This window comes from Pseudomonas sp. H3_E04, assembly GCF_054668915.1.
Genome location: NZ_CP162797.1, coordinates 443,276 through 465,138 on the forward strand (window position 1 = coordinate 443,276; position 21,863 = coordinate 465,138).

The following is a 21,863-nucleotide window of genomic DNA, read 5'->3' on the forward strand; positions in this document are numbered from 1 at the left end:
TGATGTCGACTGATATACCGCTTTCGCGAGCAGGCTCGCTCCCACAGTGGACGGTGTGTAACTCAGGTTTCTGGCCCACCCTTTGTAACCACCGTGACCCGAGTCCTGACCCGATGAACACAGAATTCCGCAAGAACCTGCCCGGCACGCCGCTGGATTACTTCGACACCCGCGCGGCGGTCGAGGCGATTGCGCCTGGCAGCTACGACACCCTGCCGTACACCTCCCGCGTGCTGGCGGAAAACCTTGTGCGTCGCTGCGACCCGGCCACGCTCACCGATTCGCTCAAGCAACTGATCGAACGCAAGCGCGATCTCGATTTTCCGTGGTTCCCGGCGCGGGTGGTGTGCCATGACATCCTCGGCCAGACCGCGCTGGTCGACCTCGCTGGCCTGCGCGATGCCATCGCTTTGCAGGGCGGCGACCCGGCGCAGGTCAACCCGGTGGTGCCGACGCAATTGATCGTCGACCACTCGCTGGCCGTCGAGGCGGGCGGTTTCGATGCCCAGGCCTTCGAGAAGAACCGCGCCATCGAAGACCGCCGCAACGAAGACCGTTTCCACTTCATCAACTGGACCAAAAAGGCCTTCAAGAACGTCGACGTGATCCCGCCGGGCAACGGCATCATGCACCAGATCAACCTGGAGAAAATGTCGCCGGTGATTCAGGTGCGCGAAGGTGTGGCGTTCCCCGACACCTGCGTCGGCACCGACAGCCACACCCCGCACGTCGATGCGCTGGGCGTGATCGCCATTGGTGTCGGCGGCCTCGAAGCCGAGAGCGTGATGCTCGGCCGCGCGTCGTGGATGCGCCTGCCGGAAAGCGTCGGCGTCGAACTGACCGGCAATCTGCAGCCGGGCATCACCGCCACTGACATGGTCCTGGCCCTGACTGAATACCTGCGCAAACAGAAAGTCGTCGGCGCGTGGCTGGAATTCTTCGGTGAAGGTGCTGCAGCGCTGACCCTCGGCGACCGCGCGACCATCTCCAACATGGCCCCGGAATACGGCGCCACGGCAGCAATGTTCTACATCGATCAGCAGACCATCGATTACCTGAAACTGACCGGTCGTGAAGACCAGCAGGTACAACTGGTCGAGCAGTACGCCAAACTTACCGGCCTGTGGGCTGACAGCCTCAAAGGTGCGCAATACGAGCGCGGCCTGACCTTCGATTTATCCTCGGTGGTGCGCAACATGGCTGGCCCGAGCAACCCGCACGCCCGCGTTGCGGTATCGGATCTGGCAGCCAAAGGCATTTCCGGCCAGTGGGATGACGTGCCGGGGCAAATGCCCGACGGCGCGGTGATCATCGCCGCCATCACCAGTTGCACCAACACCAGCAACCCGCGCAACGTCATCGCCGCCGGCCTCTTGGCGCGCAATGCCAACAAGCTCGGCCTGACCCGCAAGCCGTGGGTCAAATCCTCGCTGGCGCCGGGTTCGAAAACCGTGGCGCTGTACCTCGACGAAGCGGGGCTGACCACTGAGCTGGAACAGCTCGGTTTCGGCGTTGTGGCATTTGCCTGCACCACTTGCAACGGCATGTCCGGCGCCCTCGATCCGCTGATCCAGCAAGAGATCATCGACCGCGATCTGTACGCGACCGCGGTGCTTTCCGGCAACCGCAACTTCGACGGCCGCATTCACCCGTACGCCAAACAGGCTTTCCTCGCCTCGCCGCCGCTGGTGGTTGCCTACGCGATTGCCGGGACCATCCGTTTCGATATCGAGAAGGATGTGCTGGGCGTGGTCGATGGTCGGGAAATTCGCCTGAAAGAAATCTGGCCGAGCGACGAAGAAATCGATGCGGTGGTGAAGTCGTCGGTCAAGCCTGAGCAGTTCCGTCAGGTCTACATCCCGATGTTCGCCGTGCATGAAGACACCGGGCCGAAAGTCGCGCCGTTGTACGATTGGCGCGAGATGAGCACTTACATCCGCCGTCCGCCGTACTGGGAAGGTGCGTTGGCCGGCGCCCGTCCCCTGAAGGGTATGCGCCCGTTGGCGGTGCTGCCGGACAACATCACCACTGATCACCTGTCGCCATCGAACGCGATCATGCTCGACAGCGCCGCCGGCGAATACCTGGCGAAAATGGGCCTGCCGGAAGAGGACTTCAACTCCTACGCCACCCACCGTGGCGACCACCTGACCGCCCAGCGCGCGACCTTCGCCAACCCGAAACTGTTCAACGAAATGGTCGTGGAAAACGGCAAGGTCAAGCAGGGTTCGCTGGCGCGCGTCGAGCCGGAAGGCCAGGTCATGCGCATGTGGGAAGCCATCGAAACCTACATGCAGCGCAAGCAGCCGCTGATCATCATCGCTGGCGCTGACTACGGTCAGGGTTCGTCTCGCGACTGGGCGGCGAAAGGTGTGCGCCTGGCCGGTGTCGAGGCGATTGCCGCCGAAGGGTTCGAGCGCATTCACCGCACCAACCTGGTGGGCATGGGCGTGTTGCCGCTGGAATTCAAAGCCGGCACCAACCGCCACACCCTGGCCATCGATGGCAGCGAAACCTACGACGTGATCGGCGAGCGCAAGCCGCGTGCGGATCTGACTCTGGTGATTCATCGCAAGAATGGCGAGCGCGTCGAAGTGCCGGTGACCTGCCGTCTCGATACCGCTGAAGAAGTGTCGATCTACGAGGCCGGCGGCGTGCTGCAGCGCTTCGCGCAGGACTTCCTCGAAGGATCGGCGGTAGCCGTTTAAACAGGTTCAGCGGTCGGGGGGTGATGAGTCCCTTGGCCGCTTTGAAGGAGCAATCATGGCTCACGCACCACAAATCAGAATCCCTGCGACCTACATGCGCGGCGGCACCAGCAAAGGCGTGTTTTTCAGCCTCACCGACCTGCCCGAAGCGGCGCAGGTACCCGGTCCCGTCCGCGACGCTTTGCTGCTGCGGGTCATCGGCAGCCCCGACCCGTACGACAAGCAGATCGACGGCATGGGCGGCGCGACGTCGAGCACCAGCAAAACCGTGATCCTGTCGAAAAGCACCCGTGCCGATCACGACGTCGATTACCTGTTTGGCCAAGTGTCGATCGACAAGCCGTTCGTCGATTGGAGCGGCAACTGCGGCAACCTCTCGGCGGCGGTCGGTTCGTTCGCCATCAGCAACGGCCTGGTCGACGCCAGCCGCATTCCGCACAACGGTGTGGCGGTGGTGCGCGTGTGGCAGGCCAATATCGGCAAGACCATCATTGCTCACGTGCCGATCACCAATGGCGAAGTGCAGGAAACCGGTGATTTCGAACTCGACGGCGTGACCTTTCCGGCGGCCGAAGTGCAGGTTGAGTTCATGGATCCGGCGGCGGAAGAAGAGGGCGGCGGTGGCTCGATGTTCCCCACCGGTAATCTGGTCGATGAGCTCGAAGTGCCGGGTGTCGGCACGTTCAAGGCGACCATGATCAACGCCGGGATCCCGACGATTTTCGTCAACGCCGAGGACATCGGCTACACCGGCACCGAACTCCAGGGCGCGATCAACGGCGATCCACAAGCGCTGCTGATGTTCGAGACCATTCGCGCCTACGGTGCGTTGCGCATGGGCCTTATCTCCAGCCTGGAAGAAGCCGCCAAGCGGCAGCACACGCCGAAAGTCGCATTCGTTGCCAAACCTGCGGATTACGTGGCGTCGAGTGGTAAAGCGATTGCCGCTGGTGACGTGGATCTGCTGGTGCGCGCGTTGTCGATGGGCAAGCTGCACCACGCGATGATGGGCACGGCAGCGGTGGCGATTGGCACGGCGGCGGCGATTTCCGGCACGTTGGTGAATCTTGCGGCGGGTGGGATTGAACGCAATGCCGTGCGCTTCGGACATCCGTCGGGGACATTACGCGTGGGCGCCGAGGCGACGCTGGAGAACGGCGAGTGGGTGGTGAAGAAGGCCATCATGAGCCGCAGTGCGCGGGTGCTGATGGAAGGTTACGTCCGCGTGCCCGGAGATTCTTTCTGACTTAACACAAAACCAGGTAGGAGCTGCCGAAGGCTGCGATCTTTTGATCTTGATCGCGAAAAACAAAAAGATCGCAGCCTTCGGCAGCTCCTACAGGAGTGAATCGAACATGAGCGCCAACGTCGACCTGAACAACCGCCCCGATTACGATGCAGTTCTGCAGGACATCGCTGACTACGTCCTCACTTTCAAGCCTGACTCCGCCGAAGCGCTGAACACCGCGCGCAACTGCCTGATCGACACGCTGGGCTGCGGTCTGCTGGCCTTGCGTTTCCCCGAATGCACGAAACACCTCGGCCCGATCGTCGAAGGCACGGTTGTACCGTTCGGCGCGCGCGTGCCCGGCACCAGTTATCGTCTCGACCCGGTCAAAGCCGCGTGGGATATCGGCTGCATCGTCCGCTGGCTCGACTACAACGACACCTGGCTTGCCGCCGAATGGGGCCATCCATCGGACAACCTCGGCGCCATCCTCGCCGTTGCCGATCACCTCTCGCAAAAGCGCATTGCCAACGGTGAAGCACCGCTGACCCTGCGCGATGTGCTGGAAGCAATGATCATGGCCCACGAGATTCAAGGCGTGATCGCTCTGGAAAACGCCTTCAACCGGGTAGGACTCGATCACGTCATGCTGGTGAAAGTCGCCTCGACTGCCGTCAGCGCCAGACTCATGGGCGCCAATCGCGAGCAGATGCTGTCGGCGCTGTCCCACGCCTTCGCCGACGGTCAGGCGCTGCGCACCTATCGCCACGCACCCAACGCCGGCTCGCGCAAATCCTGGGCGGCGGGGGATGCGGCAAGTCGTGGCGTAAGGCTGGCCGACATCGCCATGCGCGGCGAGATGGGTATTCCCGGTGTGTTGAGCGCGAAGCAGTGGGGCTTTTATGACGTATCGTTCAGCCACAGCAACAATGATCTGGCGTTGAAACCCGAGGACAAACGCGCGTTCAGCTATTCCCGGCCGTTCGGCAGTTACGTGATGGAAAACGTGCTGTTCAAGATCAGTTTTCCCGCCGAATTTCATGCGCAGACCGCGTGCGAGGCGGCGGTGACCTTGCATCCGCTGGTTCGCAATCGCCTGCATGAGATCGACCGCATCGTCATCACCACCCATGAATCGGCGATCCGCATCATTTCCAAGGTCGGCCCGCTGGCCAACGCCGCCGACCGCGATCATTGCCTGCAATACATGACCGCCGTGCCGCTGGCATTCGGCAATCTGATAGCCGAGCACTACGAAGACGACTTCCACAGGGCGCATCCGATCATCGATGTGCTGCGCGAGAAAATGGTCATCGTCGAAGAACCGCGTTTCAGCCGCGAATACCTTGAGCCCGACAAACGCTCGATTGCCAATGCCGTGCAGGTGTTTTTCAAGGATGGCAGCAGCACAGAGAACGTGGTGGTGGAGTACCCGATCGGCCATCGCCGCCGCCGCGCCGAGGGTATTCCGTTACTGGAGGACAAGTTCAAGGCCAATCTGGCGAGGCGGTTCGCCGGGCAGCGTTGCGCGGAGATTTTTGCGCTGTGCGGGGATCCGGCGCGGCTGGAAGCCACGCCGGTGAATCGATTCATTGACCTGTTTGTGATCTGACAGACCGCGTCTTCGTTCTTCGCGAGCAGGCTCGCTCCCACAGGTTGTTGTGATGGACACAGAAATTGTGAACGCCTTCAGAAACTGTGGAGCGAGCCTGCTCGCGATAGTGGTGTGTCAGAGACCATTGATGCTGAATGTGCCACCGCCATCGCGGGCAAGCCCGCTCCCACAGGTTTTTCAGGCTGATTGCAGTGTTGTATCCACCACAAAACCCTGTGGGAGCGAGCCTGCTCGCGATAGCGGTGTGTCAGACACCATTGATGCTGAATGTGCCATCACCTTCGCGGGCAAGCCCGCTCCCACAGGTTTTTCAGGCTGATTGCAATGTTGTATCCACCACCAAACCCTGTGGGAGCGAGCCTGCTCGCGATAGCGGTGTGTCAGACACCATTGATGCTGAATGTGCCATCACCTTCGCGGGCAAGCCCGCTCCCACAGGTTTTTCAGGCTGATTGCAATGTTGTATCCACCACAAAACCCTGTGGGAGCGAGCCTGCTCGCGATAGCGGTGTATCAGAGACCATTGATGCTGAATGTGCCATCACCTTCGCGGGCAAGCCCGTTTCCACAGCTTTTTCAGGCTGATTGCAATGTTGTATCCACCACAAAACCCTGTGGGAGCGAGCCTGCTCGCGATAGCGATGTGTCAGACACCGTTGATGCTGAATGTGCCACCACCGTCGCGGGCTTGCCCGCGAAGGCGTCAGTTCAGGCACCGCAAAACTACTTGAACCGCCGCTCGACGCCTTTTTCCACCAGAATCTTCGCCGAAATCTCTTCCACGGAAAAATGCGTGGAATTGATGTGCGGGATGTTTTCGCGGCGGAACAGGTTTTCTACTTCGCGCACTTCGAATTCGCACTGGGCGTAGCTCGAATAACGGCTGTTGGGCTTGCGCTCGTTGCGGATCGCGGTCAGGCGGTCCGGGTCGATGGTCAGCCCGAACAGCTTGTGCTGATGGGCGCGCAGGGCGGTGGGCAGGGTCAGGCGTTCCATGTCGTCTTCGGTCAGCGGATAGTTGGCCGCGCGGATACCGAACTGCATGGCCATGTACAGACACGTCGGCGTTTTGCCGCATCGCGACACGCCCACTAGTATCAGATCGGCTTTGTCGTAATAGTGGGTGCGTGCGCCGTCATCGTTGTCGAGGGCGAAGTTCACTGCCTCGATGCGCTCCATGTAATTGGAGTTGTGCCCGATGGAATGGGATTTGCCGACGGTGTAGGAAGAATGCTCGGTGAGCTCCTGTTCGAGCGGCGCGAGGAAGGTCGAGAAAATGTCGATCATGAAACCATTGGACGTTGCGAGAATCTCACGGATGTCCTGATTGACGATGGTGTCGAAGATGATCGGGCGAAAGCCGTCGGTTTCAGCGGCTTTGTTGATTTGTTGTACCATGGCCCGCGCTTTTTCCACGCTGTCGATGTAAGGCCGCGTGAATTTGCTGAAGGTAATGTTTTCGAACTGCGCCAGCAGGCTTTGACCCAGGGTTTCGGCGGTAATGCCGGTGCCATCGGAGATGAAGAAAGCAGATCGTTTCATTTGCACCTTGGGCCTTAAGCTGATGAGCATTTCTGGATATGATAGGCGCGATTTGCCGGCCGCCATTGGCCCGCATTCTCACTTATTTTCCAGGTCCAGGCCATACAACCGGCCAAGGCTCCCCCGGGCCGCCGGTTTCTGAGCTTTTCCAACACAGTTAGTGGAGAGATCACCTTGGTAGAGTACGTAGTTTCCCTCGATAAGCTCGGCAAACACGATGTTGAGCATGTGGGGGGCAAGAACGCATCCCTGGGCGAGATGATCAGTAACCTGGCAGGCGCCGGTGTTTCGGTCCCCGGCGGCTTCGCCACGACGGCTCAGGCCTATCGTGACTTCCTCGAACTGAGCGGCCTGAACGAGCAGATCCACAAGGCCCTCGACGCGCTCGACGTCGACGACGTCAATGCCCTGGCCAAGACCGGCGCGCAGATCCGCCAATGGATCATGGACGCCGAATTCCCGGAAAAGCTCAACACCGAGATCCGCACCGCGTTCGCCGCGCTGTCGGCGGGCAATCCTGATGTGGCTGTGGCCGTGCGCTCTTCCGCCACCGCCGAAGACCTGCCGGACGCATCCTTCGCCGGTCAGCAGGAAACCTTCCTGAACATCCGTGGTGTGGAAAACGTAATCCGCGCCGCCAAAGAGGTGTTCGCTTCGCTGTTCAACGACCGTGCAATTTCCTACCGCGTGCACCAGGGCTTCGACCACAAACTGGTCGCCCTGTCGGCTGGCGTGCAGCGTATGGTGCGTTCCGAAACCGGCACCGCCGGCGTGATGTTCACCCTCGATACCGAATCGGGTTTCCGTGACGTGGTGTTCATCACCGGCGCTTATGGCCTGGGCGAAACCGTCGTACAAGGCGCGGTCAACCCGGATGAGTTCTACGTACACAAAGGCACGCTGGAGGCCGGTCGTCCGGCGATCCTGCGGCGCAACCTGGGCAGCAAAGCCATCAAGATGATCTACGGCGACGAGGCCAAGGCTGGTCGTTCGGTCAAGACCGTCGATGTCGACAAAGCCGAACGCGCGCGTTTCTGCCTGACCGACGCCGAAGTCAGCGAACTGGCCAAGCAGGCGATGATCATCGAAAAACACTACGGCTGCCCGATGGACATTGAGTGGGCCAAAGACGGTGACGACGGCAAGCTGTACATCGTGCAGGCCCGTCCGGAAACCGTGAAAAGCCGCACTCAGGCCAACGTCATGGAACGTTACCTGCTGAAAGAAACCGGCACCGTGCTAGTGGAAGGTCGGGCAATCGGCCAGCGCATCGGCGCCGGCAAAGTGCGCATCATCAAAGACGTCTCGGAAATGGACAAAGTCCAGCCGGGGGACGTGCTGGTATCCGACATGACCGACCCGGACTGGGAACCGGTCATGAAGCGCGCCAGCGCCATTGTCACCAACCGTGGCGGGCGTACCTGCCACGCGGCGATCATCGCCCGCGAGCTGGGCATTCCGGCAGTCGTCGGTTGCGGCAACGCCACCCAGCTGCTGAAGGATGGCCAGGGCGTGACCGTATCCTGCGCCGAAGGCGACACCGGTTACATCTTCGAAGGCGAATTGGGCTTCGACATCAAGAAGAACTCCGTCGACGCCATGCCGGAGCTGCCGTTCAAGATCATGATGAACGTCGGCAACCCGGATCGCGCCTTCGACTTCGCCCAATTGCCGAACGCCGGCGTCGGTCTGGCGCGTCTGGAATTCATCATCAACCGCATGATCGGCGTGCACCCGAAAGCGCTGTTGAACTACGACGGTCTGCCGCAGGACATCAAAGACAGCGTCGACAAGCGTATTGCCGGTTACAGCGACCCGGTCGACTTCTACGTCGACAAACTGGTGGAAGGCATCAGCACCCTGGCTGCAGCGTTTACACCGAAGAAAGTCATCGTGCGTTTGTCGGACTTCAAGTCCAACGAATACGCCAACCTGATCGGCGGCAAGCTCTACGAGCCGGAAGAAGAAAACCCGATGCTGGGCTTCCGTGGTGCTTCGCGTTACATCAGCGAATCGTTCCGCGACTGCTTTGAGCTCGAATGCCGCGCGCTGAAACGCGTGCGCAACGAGATGGGCCTGACCAACGTCGAAATCATGGTGCCGTTCGTCCGTACTCTTGGCGAAGCCAGCCAAGTGGTCGATCTGCTCGCCGAAAACGGCTTGAAGCGCGGCGAGAACGGTCTGCGCGTGATCATGATGTGCGAACTGCCATCCAACGCGATTCTGGCTGAGGAATTCCTCGAATTTTTCGACGGTTTCTCGATCGGCTCCAACGACCTGACCCAACTGACGCTGGGTCTGGACCGCGACTCGGGGATCATCGCGCACCTGTTTGACGAGCGTAATCCGGCGGTGAAGAAGCTGTTGGCCAACGCCATTCAGGCGTGCAACAAGGCTGGCAAGTACATCGGTATCTGCGGTCAGGGTCCTTCGGACCACCCGGATCTGGCCAAGTGGCTGATGGAACAGGGCATCGAAAGCGTGTCGCTGAACCCGGACACCGTGCTGGAAACCTGGTTCTTCCTCGCCGAAGGCCAGGCGCAGGCTTGATCAACATGTGAACGATGGCCTGACCCTGTGGGAGCGAGCCTGCTCGCGAAGACGGAGCAACATCCGCCATGGATGTTCGCTGACACACCGCTTTCGCGAGCAGGCTCGCTCCCACATGGGCCGGGCCTTGAGATTGAAGTAGGGCGGGCTCCATCGGATGCCGCCCTTTTTTGTGCAAGAGCATTATGCAAAGCAGCAGCAACCTGTTTCCTGTCGCACTGATCAGCGCCGAGCGGCGCGGCGATCTGAGCGAAGACGTCTATCGATTGAAACCCGGCAACAGCCCGGACTGGTCCGTGGAAATCGCTGTCACCCGCCTGGGCATGGCCGATGACACGGCGCCACGCGGCGTGCCGGTGATTCTGCTGCACGGCAGCTTTTCCAATCGGCGCTTCTGGTTTTCTCCCAAAGGCCTCGGGCTCGGCGCGTATCTGACGCGGCTGGGCTTCGACGTGTGGATTCCGGAAATGCGCGGTCACGGCCTGTCCCAGCGCAATGAGGACTACCGGCGCAACCGCGTCGCCGATTACGCCCGTTACGATCTGCCGGCGATTGCCGCGTTCGTGCGTGAGCAAAGCGGACAGATCCCGCACTGGATCGGCCACTCGTTGGGGGGAATCACCTTGGCGGCGGCGCTCGGCGGCCAATACCTCGGCGAACCGGCCGTGGCCTCGGCGGCGTTTTTCGGCACTCAGGTCAGTCGCACTTATTGGCCGTTGAAAATCCCACCGGTGGAGTGGGGCGGGCGCTTTATTCTCAAGCGTTTCGCGCAATTGTCCGGCTCACGCCTCAAGCGCGGCCCGGAAGACGAGCCGATTGGCCTGGCCATCGAAAGCATGCGCTGGTACGGCTTGTTCGGCCGCTTCGGCGACAAGGACAAGGACTGGTGGGCCGGGCTTGCCGAGGTGCAGGTGCCGGTGTTGGCCGTGACGGCAGCGGGCGATCACCAAGACCCGGCATGGGCCTGCCGCAAGCTGTTCGAGCAGATCGGCTCCGAGCACAAGCAGTTCATCAACCTCGGCCGCGAGCAAGGCTTCTCGGATAATTTCGGTCATGTCGAAATGTTGGTGAGCAAAGCAGCGCAGGCGGAGGTGTGGCCGCTGGTGGCGCGCTGGTTGGACGATCAGCAGACGCCATTGCTGGCGCAGACGGCGGATCTGGCCGCTGCAGGCTGAGGGGCGTTCCGTTCAGCCTGGCTTGCGGCTAAGATATGACGCAATGTGCGGTTCCGGTCATATTTCGTGACTGTTTAGCGATTACGTTTCAGGGTTTGTTCAGGTTGCGTCAGCGACCATGGCATGGACTAAGGTAAACAGCGACCGCCGGAACTCGTCTCATCAGAATGCGGCATCCCTTGATCGTCTTCCTTGTTACAGGAGTTTTTCGATGGAACATTACCTTACGCCTGATCTGTGCGACGCCTACCCGGAGCTGGTGCAGGTGCTGGAACCGATGTTCAGCAATTTCGGCGGCCGTGATTCCTTCGGCGGCGAAATCGTGACCATCAAGTGCTTCGAAGACAACTCGCTGGTCAAGGAGCAAGCCGAACTCAACGGCAAAGGCAAAGTGCTGGTCGTCGATGGTGGCGGTTCGCTGCGTCGCGCTTTGCTGGGCGACATGATCGCCGCAAAGGCCGCGCAGAACGGTTGGGAGGGGCTGGTGATCTACGGGTGCATCCGCGACGTTGACGTCATTGCGCAGACCGATCTCGGCGTGCAGGCGCTTGCCAGCCATCCGATGAAAACCGACAAGCGCGGCATTGGCGACCTCAATGTTGCGGTGACTTTCGCCGGCGTGACGTTTCACCCGGGCCAGTACATTTATGCGGACAACAACGGCGTGATCGTTTCGCCGACTCCGCTGAAAATGCCTGAATAAGCTTTTCGACAAGGGATGCGGATGTTCGAGGAAGAAAACGCGCAATGGGGGCTGGTGCATGCCCTGGTGCTGGACGGCAAGGGCGGCGCGCGTTCGATAGTCCGGACTGAACTCGACCAATTGCAGCTGCAGGCCCATGAAAGCCTGTGGCTGCACTGGGACCGCAGCCATCCGCAGACCCAGACCTGGCTGCGTAAATCCAGCGGGCTCAACGAATTCACCTGTGACCTGCTGCTAGAAGAGAACACCCGGCCGCGTCTGTTGCCGTTGCCCGACTCCGAGCTGCTGTTGTTTTTGCGCGGGGTCAATCTCAACCCCGGGGCCGAGCCGGAGGACATGGTCTCGGTGCGGATTTTCGCCTCGGCTCAGCGAGTGATTTCCCTGCGCTTGCGTCCGTTGCGCGCCACTGATGAGCTGATGACGCTGCTCGGCGAGGGCAAAGGACCAAGGACGTCCTCCGAATTGATGCTGTATCTGGCGCAGTTCCTCACCAATAAAGTGCAGGATCTGGTCACATGCCTGTCGGAAGTGGTCGATGAAGAGGAAGAAAAACTCGACGCCGACGAACGGTATACACCCGAGCACGGGGCCATTTTGCACATCCGTCGTCGGGCCGCAGGGCTGAAGCGTTTCCTCGCGCCACAGCGGGACATTTTCGGACAACTGACGCGGATAAAACTGCCCTGGTTCGTCGAAGACGACGCCGACTACTGGAACGAATTGAACAACAGCCTGACCCGTTATCTGGAAGAGCTCGAATTGACCCGAGAGCGCGTCGGGCTTGTGCTGGAGGCCGAAGACCGGCGTTTGAGCGTGCACATGAATCGCACCATGTACCGCTTCGGCATCATTACCTGCATCTTTTTGCCGATGAGTTTCATCACTGGTCTGTTGGGCATCAATGTCGGTGGGATTCCGTTCGCCGAAAGCCCGTATGGGTTCCTGATTGCCTGCCTGACCGTGCTCGCCCTGGCGTTCGGCCAGTGGTGGTTGTTCCGTCGATTGCGCTGGGTGTGAACATGGCGCATGTGACCCAAGCAAATCTGCCCGCGTCTTTCACAGACATCACGAGAGGTGCGTATGCACGATCCGTTTGAACAGTCTTTGCGCGACATGCTCAACGCTTCGCCGTCCAGCCGCGACGACGATGCGTGTCTTGGCCGCGTACTCAAAACCGCCAACCGCCAGGTTGGCGCCGGTGATCTGTTCAGCCTGCTGGGCCGCTGGCTGCCCGCGCTGATGATCGCCCTGAACAATGGCTCGGCGCATGTCTCGCCGGTTTCCCGTCTTCGTAAAACCACTGCTCGCACTGCTGATAAGGCTGATTGAATATGGAACTTGATCTCTGGACTCAGAGCCTCGTCACTGCAATGACTGCGTTGTGGACCAAAGTCGCTAATTTCATTCCGAACCTGTTCGGCGCACTGGTTGTGCTGCTGTTGGGTTTCGTCGTGGCCAAACTGCTCGATACCTTGCTCTCCAAACTGCTGGCCAAACTGGGCCTCGATCGCCTGATGGGCGGCACCGGGTTGACCAAGTTGATGTCGCGCGCCGGGCTGCAGGTGCCGATCTCGACGCTGATCGGTAAAATCGTCTACTGGTTTGTTCTGCTGATTTTTCTGGTTTCTGCAGCAGAATCCCTTGGCCTTGAGCGAGTTTCAGCTACGCTGGACATGCTGGCGTTGTATCTGCCGAAAGTATTCGGTGCCGCGCTGGTGTTGCTGGTCGGTGTCCTGCTGGCGCAATTGGCCAACGGGCTGGTGCGCGGAGCGGCAGAAGGCGTAGGCCTGGACTACGCTTCCGGGTTGGGGCGGATCGCCCAAGGGCTGGTGATCATCATCAGCATCTCGGTTGCAATCAGCCAGCTCGAGGTCAAGACCGACCTGCTGAACCATGTGATTGTCATCGTATTGATTACCGTTGGTCTGGCAGTTGCGCTGGCCATGGGTTTGGGAAGCCGGGAAATTGCCGGTCAGATTCTTGCGGGAATCTATGTGCGTGAGCTGTATGAGGTTGGGCAACAAGTGCGTGTTGGCGAGGTCGAAGGCCAGATCGAAGAGATCGGCACGGTTAAAACCACATTGCTGACCGATGAGGGTGAGCTAGTCTCACTCTCCAATCGGATCCTGCTGGAACAGCATGTGAGTAGCCGCTAAACCGGCAAACCCTGCTAATGTATGCCGCCGCAAAATGCCAGCCGAGGCTGGTTGTGGCGGACATTGACCTGACTGTCGGCACGACTTGTTTTGAATAAAGCCCAACCGCTATCCACGCGCTACGACCCCCGCGAGCTCTCTGATGAGGAGTTGGTCGCGCGCTCGCATACCGAGCTGTTTCACGTAACGCGCGCCTACGAAGAGTTGATGCGGCGTTACCAGCGAACATTATTTAACGTCTGCGCGAGATATCTTGGGAACGATCGCGACGCAGACGATGTCTGTCAGGAAGTGATGCTGAAGGTGCTGTACGGCCTGAAGAACTTCGAGGGGAAATCGAAGTTCAAAACCTGGCTTTACAGCATCACTTACAACGAATGCATCACGCAGTATCGGAAGGAACGGCGTAAGCGTCGCTTGATGGACGCTCTCAGTCTGGACCCTCTTGAAGAAGCGTCTGAAGAAAAGGCGCCGAAGCCGGAGGAGAAGGGTGGGCTTGATCGCTGGCTGGTGTATGTGAATCCGATTGACCGTGAAATTCTGGTGCTACGATTTGTCGCAGAGCTGGAGTTTCAGGAGATCGCAGACATCATGCACATGGGTTTGAGTGCGACAAAAATGCGTTACAAACGCGCTCTAGATAAATTGCGTGAGAAATTTGCAGGCATTGCTGAAACTTAGTTCAGCGCAAATATCTCTTACGTGTAGGCAAGTTCTGATAGACTTGCCGCCGAGTTGTCCCCCGGTTTGCGGGACTGCTTCACAATCACCAGATGGGGATTTAACGGATGAAACTGAAAAACACCTTGGGCTTGGCCATTGGTTCTCTGATTGCCGCCACTTCGTTCGGCGCTCTGGCACAAGGCCAAGGCGCAGTTGAAATCGAAGGCTTCGCTAAGAAAGAACAATTCGACAGCGCTCGTAACTTCAAGAACAACGGCAACCTGTTCGGCGGTTCGATCGGTTACTTCCTGACCGACGACGTTGAACTGCGTCTGGGCTACGACGAAGTGCACAACGTACGTGCCGACGATGGCAAGAACGTCAAAGGCGCTAACACCGCTCTGGACGCTCTGTACCACTTCAACAACCCAGGCGACATGATTCGTCCATACGTTTCGGCCGGTTTCTCTGACCAGAGCATCGACCAGAACGGTTCGAACGGTCGTAACCGTTCCACCTTCGCCAACGTTGGCGGCGGTGCCAAGCTGTACTTCACCGAGAACTTCTACGCCCGTGCCGGCGTTGAAGCTCAGTACAACATCGACCAGGGCGACACCGAGTGGGCTCCTAGCGTCGGTATCGGTGTGAACTTCGGTGGCGGCTCCAAGCCAGCTGCTGCTCCAGTTCCAGCACCTGCTGAAGTCTGCTCCGACAGCGACAACGATGGCGTTTGCGACAACGTTGACAAGTGCCCGGACACCCCAGCCAACGTAACCGTTGACGCTGATGGCTGCCCAGCAGTTGCTGAAGTTGTTCGTGTTGAGCTGGACGTGAAATTCGACTTCGACAAGTCGGTAGTCAAGCCAAACAGCTACGGCGACATCAAAAACCTGGCTGACTTCATGAAGCAGTACCCATCCACCACCACTACTGTTGAAGGTCACACTGACTCCGTCGGTCCTGACGCTTACAACCAGAAACTGTCCGAGCGTCGTGCAAACGCCGTTAAGCAAGTTCTGACCAACCAGTACGGTGTTGAATCGTCCCGCGTTCAGTCTGTTGGCTACGGCGAATCCCGCCCAGTTGCTGACAACAAAACTGACGCTGGCCGTGCTGTAAACCGTCGCGTAGAAGCGCAGGTTGAAGCTCAAGCTAAGTAATTAGCTGCCGCTGATGGAAAAGCCCGGCTCAGGCCGGGCTTTTCTTTGTCTGCGATTTGGCTACGGTGCTTAAAGCGCTTGCAGGCCTTACGCCGTGCAGGAGCTGCCGAAGGCTGCGATCTTTTGCTCTTCAACAACAGCCGCCACCGCACCAATCACCAGAATCGCCGGGCTTTTCAACTCAAACGCGGATGCATCCTCAGCCATCCCGCTCAAATCACTGCGACACTCACGCTGATGCGCCAAAGAGGCGTTTTCGATCATTGCCACTGGCGTATCCGCCGCCATCCCTCCAGCCAACAGCTGATCACGAATCTCGCTCAGTTTTGCCACGCCCATGTAGATCACCAGCGTCGTCCCGCCTTGCGCCAACGCCTGCCAGTTCAGCTGACTGTCATCCTGAGTGTGCGCAGTCACCAACGTCACCCCGCGCGCGATGCCACGCAACGTCAGCGGAATATCGCATTGCGTCGCCCCGGCGAGCCCGGCGGTGATGCCATTGACCAATTCCACCTCAACGCCACGCTCGCGCAACCACTGCGCTTCTTCGCCTCCGCGCCCGAAAATGCACGGATCGCCGCCCTTTAGCCGCACCACGCATTTGCCCTGGCGCGCATAACGCAGCATCAGGCGATGAATGAACGCCTGCGGCGTCGAACGGCAGCCGCCGCGCTTGCCGACAGGAATGATCCGCGCATCGGGGCAGTGCTCCAGCACTGCGTCATTGACCAGATCATCGATCATCACCACATCGGCCTCGCGCAACGCCCGCACCGCCTTGAGCGTCAGCAACTCCGGATCGCCAGGGCCTGCGCCCACCAGCCAGACTTTCGCATTCATGGTGTTGTCCTCGTTAAATGACCGCGACCGGCCGCGCTTCGGCAGCCAGCAGACGCTTGATTTCCGGCACGCAGGAACCGCATTGCGTGCCGCAGCGGAGAGTGTTTTTCAGACCTTGCAGATCCAGGCCCTGGCGAATGCCGGCGCAGACTGCGTTGAGGCTGACGTTTTCGCAATTGCACAAGGTCTTGTCGGTCGCAATGGCGCCGACAGCGCCCGGCGGCGCGCTCATCGGCGCGAGCAGCCAGCGCCGCAGTTGTTGGTCGGCGCGGCCCTCGAGCCACAGGCTCTGCAACCAGTGTTGCGCAAGGGTTTCGCCGGCCAGGCGAATCGCGGTGATACGGCCGTTTTCGATGCGCACCCGCTTGCCAATGGCGCGACGCGGATCGTCGTAGGCCAGAACCGGGCCATCCAGCAGTGACAGGCACAGGTCGATCTCACCCAGCAGCTGTGGATCCGGCGCCTCGGCGTGTGCAGCGCGTATCAGCAACGCTGGCCGCTCACGACCGACGAGGCTGAGGCTGACGTAGGAAAATGCCTCGCATAGCGGTCGTAGCGTCTCGAAATGCCGTTGAACATCACCCTCGATCAAGGCGAACAGCTGCCACGGCAGGTTGACTGCTTCCAGACGCACGCCGCTGTGCTTGAGCTCCGGTTGCCTGGACAGCGGATCAAACGCCGGCAAGGTCAGCGTGTTAACGCCGCCCTTGAGATAGCGATCGCCCCAGTGCATCGGCAGAAACGCCTGGCCCGGACGCACGCTGTCGTCGCTGCCGACCGCAACAATCAGGGCACCACGGCGGCTTTTCAGATTGACCAGATCGCCGGGCTGCAAGCGGTGCCGACGCATTTCGTCAGGGTGCAGGCTCAGCACGGCTTCGCTGACGTGGCCGAACAATTGCGCGGCGGTGCCGGTGCGGCTCATGCCGTGCCACTGATCACGCAGGCGACCGGTGATCAAGGTCAGCGGGAAGCGCGCGTCGCGTTGTTCCTTGGCGGCGCGATATGGATCGGCAATGAACTGCGCGCGGCCATTGGCTGTAGGAAAAATGCCGTCGCCGTACAAGCGTGGCGTGCCTTGCCGGGCGCCGGTAGGGAAGGGCCATTGCTGCGGGCCGATCTCGTCGATCAAGGCATGGCTGATACCGGACAAGTCCAGATCTCGCCCACGGGTCAGCGCTTTGAATTCATCAAACAACTGCGAAGGTTGATCAAAAGCGAACAGGCTCGGCAACTTGGGGCGCAGACGTTTCTCCAGACGCTGTGCGAAATCCACCGTGATGGCCCAGTCCGGCCGCGCTTCGCCCGGTGCGACAACCGCTTTGCGCACGTGGGAAATGCGTCGTTCGGAGTTGGTCACCGAACCTTCCTTCTCGCCCCAACTGGCGGCGGGCAACAGCAAGTCGGCAAACGCAGCGGTTTCGGTGGTGCGAAAGGCTTCCTGCAACACCACAAACGGGCAGGCCTCAAGCGCTGCGCGGACTGCGCTCTGGTCTGGCATCGATTGCGCCGGGTTGGTACAGGCGATCCACAGCGCTTTGATCTTGCCGCTGCGCAGGTTTTCGAACAGTTCGATGGCGCTCAGGCCCGGCGCCTCGGGCAAGCTCTCCACGCCCCAGTACGCCGCCACCTCGGCGCGATGTTCCGCATTGCCGGCATCGCGGTGACCGGGCAGCAGATTGGACAGACTGCCGGTTTCCCGCCCGCCCATGGCGTTCGGCTGACCGGTAAGTGAGAAAGGTCCTGCACCGGGACGGCCAATTTGCCCGGTGGCCAGGTGCAGATTGATCAGCGCGCTGTTCTTTGCGCTGCCGGCGGTGGATTGATTCAGGCCCATGCACCACAGCGACAGGAAGCTCGGCGCAGTGCCGACCCATTCTGCGCATTGCTGCAGTTGTTCGATGCTGATGCCGCACAGTTGCGAAACCATCTGCGGGGTGTAATCGCGTACCAGGGCTTTGAGTTCGGCGAGGCCTTCGGTGTGCGCCTTGATGAAATCGCGATCGACCCAGTCTTCCCACAGCAGCAGGTGCAAAATTCCATGGAACAAGGCGACATCGGTGCCGGGAAGAATCGCCAGATGCAGGTCGGCCAAATCGCAGGTGTCGGTGCGACGCGGGTCGATAACGATGACTTTCATCTGCGGACGACGGGATTTGGCTTCTTCAAGTCGACGGAAAAGTACCGGATGGGCGTAGGCCATGTTACTGCCGACGATCATCACGCAGTCGCTCAGCTCCAGGTCTTCGTAACTGCACGGCGGTGCGTCGGCACCGAGGCTGCGCTTGTAGCCGACCACCGCCGAGGACATGCACAGCCGCGAATTGCTGTCGATGTTGTTGGTGCCGACCAGCGCCCGCGCCAGTTTGTTGAAAGCGTAGTAGTCCTCGGTGAGCAACTGCCCGGAGATGTAGAACGCGACGCTGTCCGGGCCGTGTTCGGCGATGGTCTCGGCAAACACGTTGGCGGCGTGTTCCAGTGCTGTATCCCAGTCAGTGCGGCCGCGCGCCAGGCCTTTGCCCAGACGCAGTTCCGGGTACAAGGCGCGGGCGGCGAGGTCGCCGGTCAGGTGCAGGGTCGAGCCTTTGCTGCATAGTTTGCCGAAGTTGGCCGGGTGCGCCGGATCGCCGCTGACGCCGAGGATGCGCTCGCCGTCATGCTCGATCAGTACGCCGCAGCCGACCCCGCAGTAACAGCAGGTCGAGGCGGTCGTCTGGCGGTTCATCAGATGGCGTCCCGCAGGGCCAGTTGCACCCGGCCATTCTCGACCCGCGCCGGATGATGGTGCGCACAGCCGATGTCCGGCGCCTGAGCTTCGCCGGTTTCGAGGTCGATCTGCCAGTTGTGCAGCGGGCAGGCCACGCGCTTGCCGTAGATCAGGCCTTGCGACAGCGGCCCGCCCTTGTGCGGGCAACGGTCATCGAGGGCGAAAACCTCGTCGTCGCTTGTACGAAAAATCGCGATGTCACCTTTCGGCCCGGCAATGATCCGCGAACCGAGGGCGTTGATTTCTTCCAGCGCACAGATATCCAGCCAGTTCATGCCGGCACCTCCAGATTTTTCACGGGGATCACGTCGAATTCTTTCTTCAGTTGCGGCTGCGCCAGACGTTCTTTCCATGGGTCCTGTTCGAACGACAGGGAGAATTGCAGGCGCTCGTTCAAGGCCTTGCGCCGCTCGGGGTCTTCGAGCACGTTCTTCTTGATGTGCTCCATGCCGACCCGTTGCAGGTAATGCACGGTGCGTTCGAGGTAGAAGGCTTCTTCGCGGTAGAGCTGCAGGAACGCGCCGTTGTATTCGCGGACTTCCTCGGCAGTTTTCAGTTTGACGAAGAACTCGGCGACTTCGGTCTTGATCCCGCCGTTGCCACCGATGTACATCTCCCAGCCGGAGTCGACGCCGATGATTCCTACGTCCTTGATGCCCGCTTCCGAGCAGTTGCGTGGGCAACCGGACACGGCCAGCTTGACCTTGTGCGGCGACCACATGTTGAACAGGTCGTGCTCGAGTTCGATGCCCAGTTGCGTCGAATTCTGTGTGCCGAAGCGGCAGAACTCGCTGCCGACACAGGTTTTCACCGTGCGGATGGATTTGCCGTAGGCGTGGCCGGACGGCATGTCGAGGTCTTTCCAGACGCCGGGCAGGTCTTGCTTCCTGATCCCCAGCAAGTCGATGCGCTGACCACCGGTGACCTTGACCATCGGCACGTTGTACTTGTCGGCCACATCGGCGATCCGCCGCAGTTCCGACGGATTGGTTACGCCGCCCCACATGCGCGGTACTACCGAGTAGGTGCCGTCCTTCTGGATATTGGCGTGGGCGCGTTCGTTGATTAGGCGTGATTGCGGGTCATCCTTGGCCTCGCCGGGCCAAGTGGAAATCAGGTAGTAGTTGAGCGCCGGGCGGCAGGTCGCGCAGCCATTGGGTGTGCGCCAGTTGAGGTAGCTCATGGTCTCGGCGATGGTCAGCAGGTGTTCCTGGCGGATCGCCTGGCGAATCTGCCCGTGGTTGAGGTCGCTGCAACCGCAGATGGCTTTTTCGCTTTTCGGTTTGACGTCGGCCGCGCCACCCACCGTATTGATGAGGATCTGCTCGACCAGACCGGCGCAGGAACCGCAGGAACTGGCCGCTTTGGTGTGTTTCTTCACTTCGTCGACGCTGAACAGACCGTGTTCCTGAATCGCCTTGACGATGGTGCCCTTGCACACGCCGTTGCAGCCGCAGACTTCGGCGCTGTCGGCCATGACCATGGCTTTGTCCTGGCCCTGATGTCCTACGTCGCCTAAGGCGTTTTCGCCGAACATGAGGTGATCGCGGATCTCGCCGATGGCGTGATTCTCACGAATCTGCCGGAAATACCAACCGCCATCTGCCGTATCGCCGTACAGACAGGCGCCAACCAGCACGTCATCCTTGATCACCAGTTTCTTGTACACACCGCCGATCGGGTCGGAGAGGGTGATGGTTTCGGTGCCTTCGCCGCCCATGAAGTCGCCGGCGGAGAACAGGTCGATGCCGGTGACTTTCAGTTTGGTCGAAGTCACCGAGCCTTGATAGCGAGCGAAACCCAGTTGCGCGAGGTGATTGGCGCAGACCTTGGCTTGTTCGAACAGCGGCGCAACCAGACCGTAGGCGATGCCGCGATGGCTGGCGCATTCGCCGATCGCGTAGATGCGCGGATCGTAGGTTTGCAGGGTGTCGTTGACCAGAATCCCGCGATTGCACGGGATGCCGGCCTTTTCCGCCAGTTCGGTGTTGGGGCGGATGCCGGCGGCCATCACCACCAGGTCGGCAGGGATGATGTCGCCGTTCTTGAACTGCACCGAGCCGACCCGGCCATTGCCGGCGTCGTGCAGGGCTTGGGTCTGTTCGCACAGGCGAAAGTGCAGGCCACGGGATTCCAGCGCCGATTGCAGCAACTGGCCGCTGGTCTTGTCCAGTTGCCGCTCCAGCAGCCACTCACCCAGATGCACCACGGTGACGTGCATGCCGCGCAGCATCAGGCCATTGGCCGCTTCGAGGCCGAGCAGACCGCCACCGATGACCACGGCGTGCTTGTGGGTCCTGGCGGTGTCGATCATGGCTTGGGTGTCGGCGATGTCGCGATAGCCGATCACGCCCTGCAAAGTGTTGCCGGGGATTGGCAGGATGAACGGGGTCGAGCCGGTGGCGATCAGCAGGCGGTCGTACTCGGCTTCGGTACCGTCCTCGGCAATCACTCGGCGTTTGACCCGGTCGATCTCCACCACTTTGCGGTTGAGCAGCAACTTGATGTTGTTTTCCAGGTACCAGTCGAGGTCGTTGAGGACGATTTCTTCGAAAGTCTGCTCACCGGCCAGCACCGGCGACAGCAGGATGCGGTTGTAGTTGGTGTGCGGTTCGGCGCCGAAGACGGTGATGTCGTAGAGCTCGTCGCTCAGCTTGAGCAGTTCCTCAAGGGTACGCACCCCGGCCATGCCATTGCCGATCATCACCAGTTTGAGTTTTTTCATCAGGTTCTCCGGGAGCTGCGGCTGGCCTCTG

16 protein-coding genes are annotated in these 21,863 nt (G+C 60.3%); 11 read left to right on the top strand and 5 right to left on the bottom strand.

Translation table 11 applies throughout. The annotated features are described in order from the left end of the window. Window positions 1-113: 113 nt before the first annotated feature. The 3 genes from acnD (at window position 114) to prpD (ending at window position 5,548) form a co-directional block, all read left to right on the top strand. Window positions 114-2,708 carry a Fe/S-dependent 2-methylisocitrate dehydratase AcnD gene (gene acnD, locus AB4N53_RS02150; protein WP_460117764.1) on the top strand — a complete coding sequence of 865 codons (2,595 nt, stop codon included), beginning with the start codon at window positions 114-116 and terminating at the stop codon, window positions 2,706-2,708. Between the two features lie 55 nt (window positions 2,709-2,763). Beyond that, window positions 2,764-3,954 carry a 2-methylaconitate cis-trans isomerase PrpF gene (prpF, locus tag AB4N53_RS02155; RefSeq protein WP_460117766.1) on the top strand — a complete coding sequence of 397 codons (1,191 nt, stop codon included), beginning with the start codon at window positions 2,764-2,766 and terminating at the stop codon, window positions 3,952-3,954. A 109-nt stretch (window positions 3,955-4,063) separates the two neighbouring features. Beyond that, the gene (prpD, locus tag AB4N53_RS02160) at window positions 4,064-5,548 is read left to right on the top strand and encodes a 2-methylcitrate dehydratase (protein ID WP_460117768.1); all 1,485 of its coding nucleotides are present in this window, start codon (window positions 4,064-4,066) and stop codon (window positions 5,546-5,548) included. A gap of 726 nt (window positions 5,549-6,274) precedes the next feature. Here prpD and ppsR read toward each other — a convergent pair. Next, the gene (gene ppsR, locus AB4N53_RS02165; RefSeq protein WP_016773826.1) at window positions 6,275-7,093 is read right to left on the bottom strand and encodes a posphoenolpyruvate synthetase regulatory kinase/phosphorylase PpsR; all 819 of its coding nucleotides are present in this window, start codon (window positions 7,091-7,093) and stop codon (window positions 6,275-6,277) included. Window positions 7,094-7,267: 174 nt separating this feature from the next. Between ppsR and ppsA the strand changes: the two genes are divergently transcribed. The 8 genes from ppsA (at window position 7,268) to AB4N53_RS02205 (ending at window position 15,500) form a co-directional block, all read left to right on the top strand. Continuing rightward, on the top strand, window positions 7,268-9,643 hold the full coding sequence (gene ppsA / locus AB4N53_RS02170; protein ID WP_042608450.1) for a phosphoenolpyruvate synthase: 2,376 nt from the start codon (window positions 7,268-7,270) through the stop codon (window positions 9,641-9,643). A gap of 185 nt (window positions 9,644-9,828) precedes the next feature. Beyond that, complete coding sequence (locus tag AB4N53_RS02175; RefSeq protein WP_460117770.1) at window positions 9,829-10,818, top strand: alpha/beta fold hydrolase; 990 nt, start codon at window positions 9,829-9,831, stop codon at window positions 10,816-10,818. 211 nt (window positions 10,819-11,029) lie between these two features. Next, entirely contained in the window at window positions 11,030-11,521 is a 492-nt protein-coding gene (gene rraA / locus AB4N53_RS02180) for a ribonuclease E activity regulator RraA (protein WP_460117772.1), read from the top strand. Between the two features lie 21 nt (window positions 11,522-11,542). Next, the gene (locus AB4N53_RS02185) at window positions 11,543-12,538 is read left to right on the top strand and encodes a zinc transporter ZntB (protein WP_460117774.1); all 996 of its coding nucleotides are present in this window, start codon (window positions 11,543-11,545) and stop codon (window positions 12,536-12,538) included. Window positions 12,539-12,601: 63 nt separating this feature from the next. Next, a complete protein-coding gene (locus AB4N53_RS02190) occupies window positions 12,602-12,850 on the top strand; it encodes a hypothetical protein (protein WP_003223293.1) in 249 nt (82 codons plus the stop codon). Between the two features lie 2 nt (window positions 12,851-12,852). Beyond that, window positions 12,853-13,677 (top strand): mechanosensitive ion channel family protein, encoded by an 825-nt coding sequence (locus AB4N53_RS02195; protein WP_016773831.1) that lies wholly within the window; start codon window positions 12,853-12,855, stop codon window positions 13,675-13,677. Between the two features lie 90 nt (window positions 13,678-13,767). Continuing rightward, window positions 13,768-14,358 (top strand): RNA polymerase sigma factor SigX, encoded by a 591-nt coding sequence (gene sigX / locus AB4N53_RS02200; RefSeq protein WP_016773832.1) that lies wholly within the window; start codon window positions 13,768-13,770, stop codon window positions 14,356-14,358. 107 nt (window positions 14,359-14,465) lie between these two features. Continuing rightward, window positions 14,466-15,500: an OmpA family protein gene (locus AB4N53_RS02205; protein WP_016773833.1), complete on the top strand. Its 1,035-nt coding sequence runs from the start codon at window positions 14,466-14,468 to the stop codon at window positions 15,498-15,500. Between the two features lie 87 nt (window positions 15,501-15,587). Here AB4N53_RS02205 and cobA read toward each other — a convergent pair whose 3' ends face one another. From cobA to nirB, 4 genes are read right to left on the bottom strand one after another with little or no spacing between them, the layout of a single operon-like run. Then, window positions 15,588-16,340: a uroporphyrinogen-III C-methyltransferase gene (gene cobA / locus AB4N53_RS02210; protein WP_460117776.1), complete on the bottom strand. Its 753-nt coding sequence runs from the start codon at window positions 16,338-16,340 to the stop codon at window positions 15,588-15,590. A 13-nt stretch (window positions 16,341-16,353) separates the two neighbouring features. Continuing rightward, window positions 16,354-19,065 carry a nitrate reductase gene (locus AB4N53_RS02215; protein WP_460117778.1) on the bottom strand — a complete coding sequence of 904 codons (2,712 nt, stop codon included), beginning with the start codon at window positions 19,063-19,065 and terminating at the stop codon, window positions 16,354-16,356. Continuing rightward, the gene (gene nirD / locus AB4N53_RS02220) at window positions 19,065-19,382 is read right to left on the bottom strand and encodes a nitrite reductase small subunit NirD (protein WP_016773836.1); all 318 of its coding nucleotides are present in this window, start codon (window positions 19,380-19,382) and stop codon (window positions 19,065-19,067) included. The genes AB4N53_RS02215 and nirD overlap by 1 nt, the downstream gene beginning before the upstream one ends. Next, window positions 19,379-21,832: a nitrite reductase large subunit NirB gene (gene nirB / locus AB4N53_RS02225; protein ID WP_460117781.1), complete on the bottom strand. Its 2,454-nt coding sequence runs from the start codon at window positions 21,830-21,832 to the stop codon at window positions 19,379-19,381. The genes nirD and nirB overlap by 4 nt, the downstream gene beginning before the upstream one ends. Window positions 21,833-21,863: the final 31 nt, after the last annotated feature.

Coding starts and splice junctions, on each gene's coding strand:
- acnD (WP_460117764.1), top strand. CDS start 114: ATGAACACAGAATTCCGCAAGAACCTGCCCGGCACGCCGCTGGATTAC.
- prpF (WP_460117766.1), top strand. CDS start 2,764: ATGGCTCACGCACCACAAATCAGAATCCCTGCGACCTACATGCGCGGC.
- prpD (WP_460117768.1), top strand. CDS start 4,064: ATGAGCGCCAACGTCGACCTGAACAACCGCCCCGATTACGATGCAGTT.
- ppsR (WP_016773826.1), bottom strand. CDS start 7,093: ATGAAACGATCTGCTTTCTTCATCTCCGATGGCACCGGCATTACCGCC.
- AB4N53_RS02175 (WP_460117770.1), top strand. CDS start 9,829: ATGCAAAGCAGCAGCAACCTGTTTCCTGTCGCACTGATCAGCGCCGAG.
- rraA (WP_460117772.1), top strand. CDS start 11,030: ATGGAACATTACCTTACGCCTGATCTGTGCGACGCCTACCCGGAGCTG.
- AB4N53_RS02185 (WP_460117774.1), top strand. CDS start 11,543: ATGTTCGAGGAAGAAAACGCGCAATGGGGGCTGGTGCATGCCCTGGTG.
- AB4N53_RS02190 (WP_003223293.1), top strand. CDS start 12,602: ATGCACGATCCGTTTGAACAGTCTTTGCGCGACATGCTCAACGCTTCG.
- AB4N53_RS02195 (WP_016773831.1), top strand. CDS start 12,853: ATGGAACTTGATCTCTGGACTCAGAGCCTCGTCACTGCAATGACTGCG.
- AB4N53_RS02205 (WP_016773833.1), top strand. CDS start 14,466: ATGAAACTGAAAAACACCTTGGGCTTGGCCATTGGTTCTCTGATTGCC.
- cobA (WP_460117776.1), bottom strand. CDS start 16,340: ATGAATGCGAAAGTCTGGCTGGTGGGCGCAGGCCCTGGCGATCCGGAG.
- AB4N53_RS02215 (WP_460117778.1), bottom strand. CDS start 19,065: ATGAACCGCCAGACGACCGCCTCGACCTGCTGTTACTGCGGGGTCGGC.
- nirD (WP_016773836.1), bottom strand. CDS start 19,382: ATGAACTGGCTGGATATCTGTGCGCTGGAAGAAATCAACGCCCTCGGT.
- nirB (WP_460117781.1), bottom strand. CDS start 21,832: ATGAAAAAACTCAAACTGGTGATGATCGGCAATGGCATGGCCGGGGTG.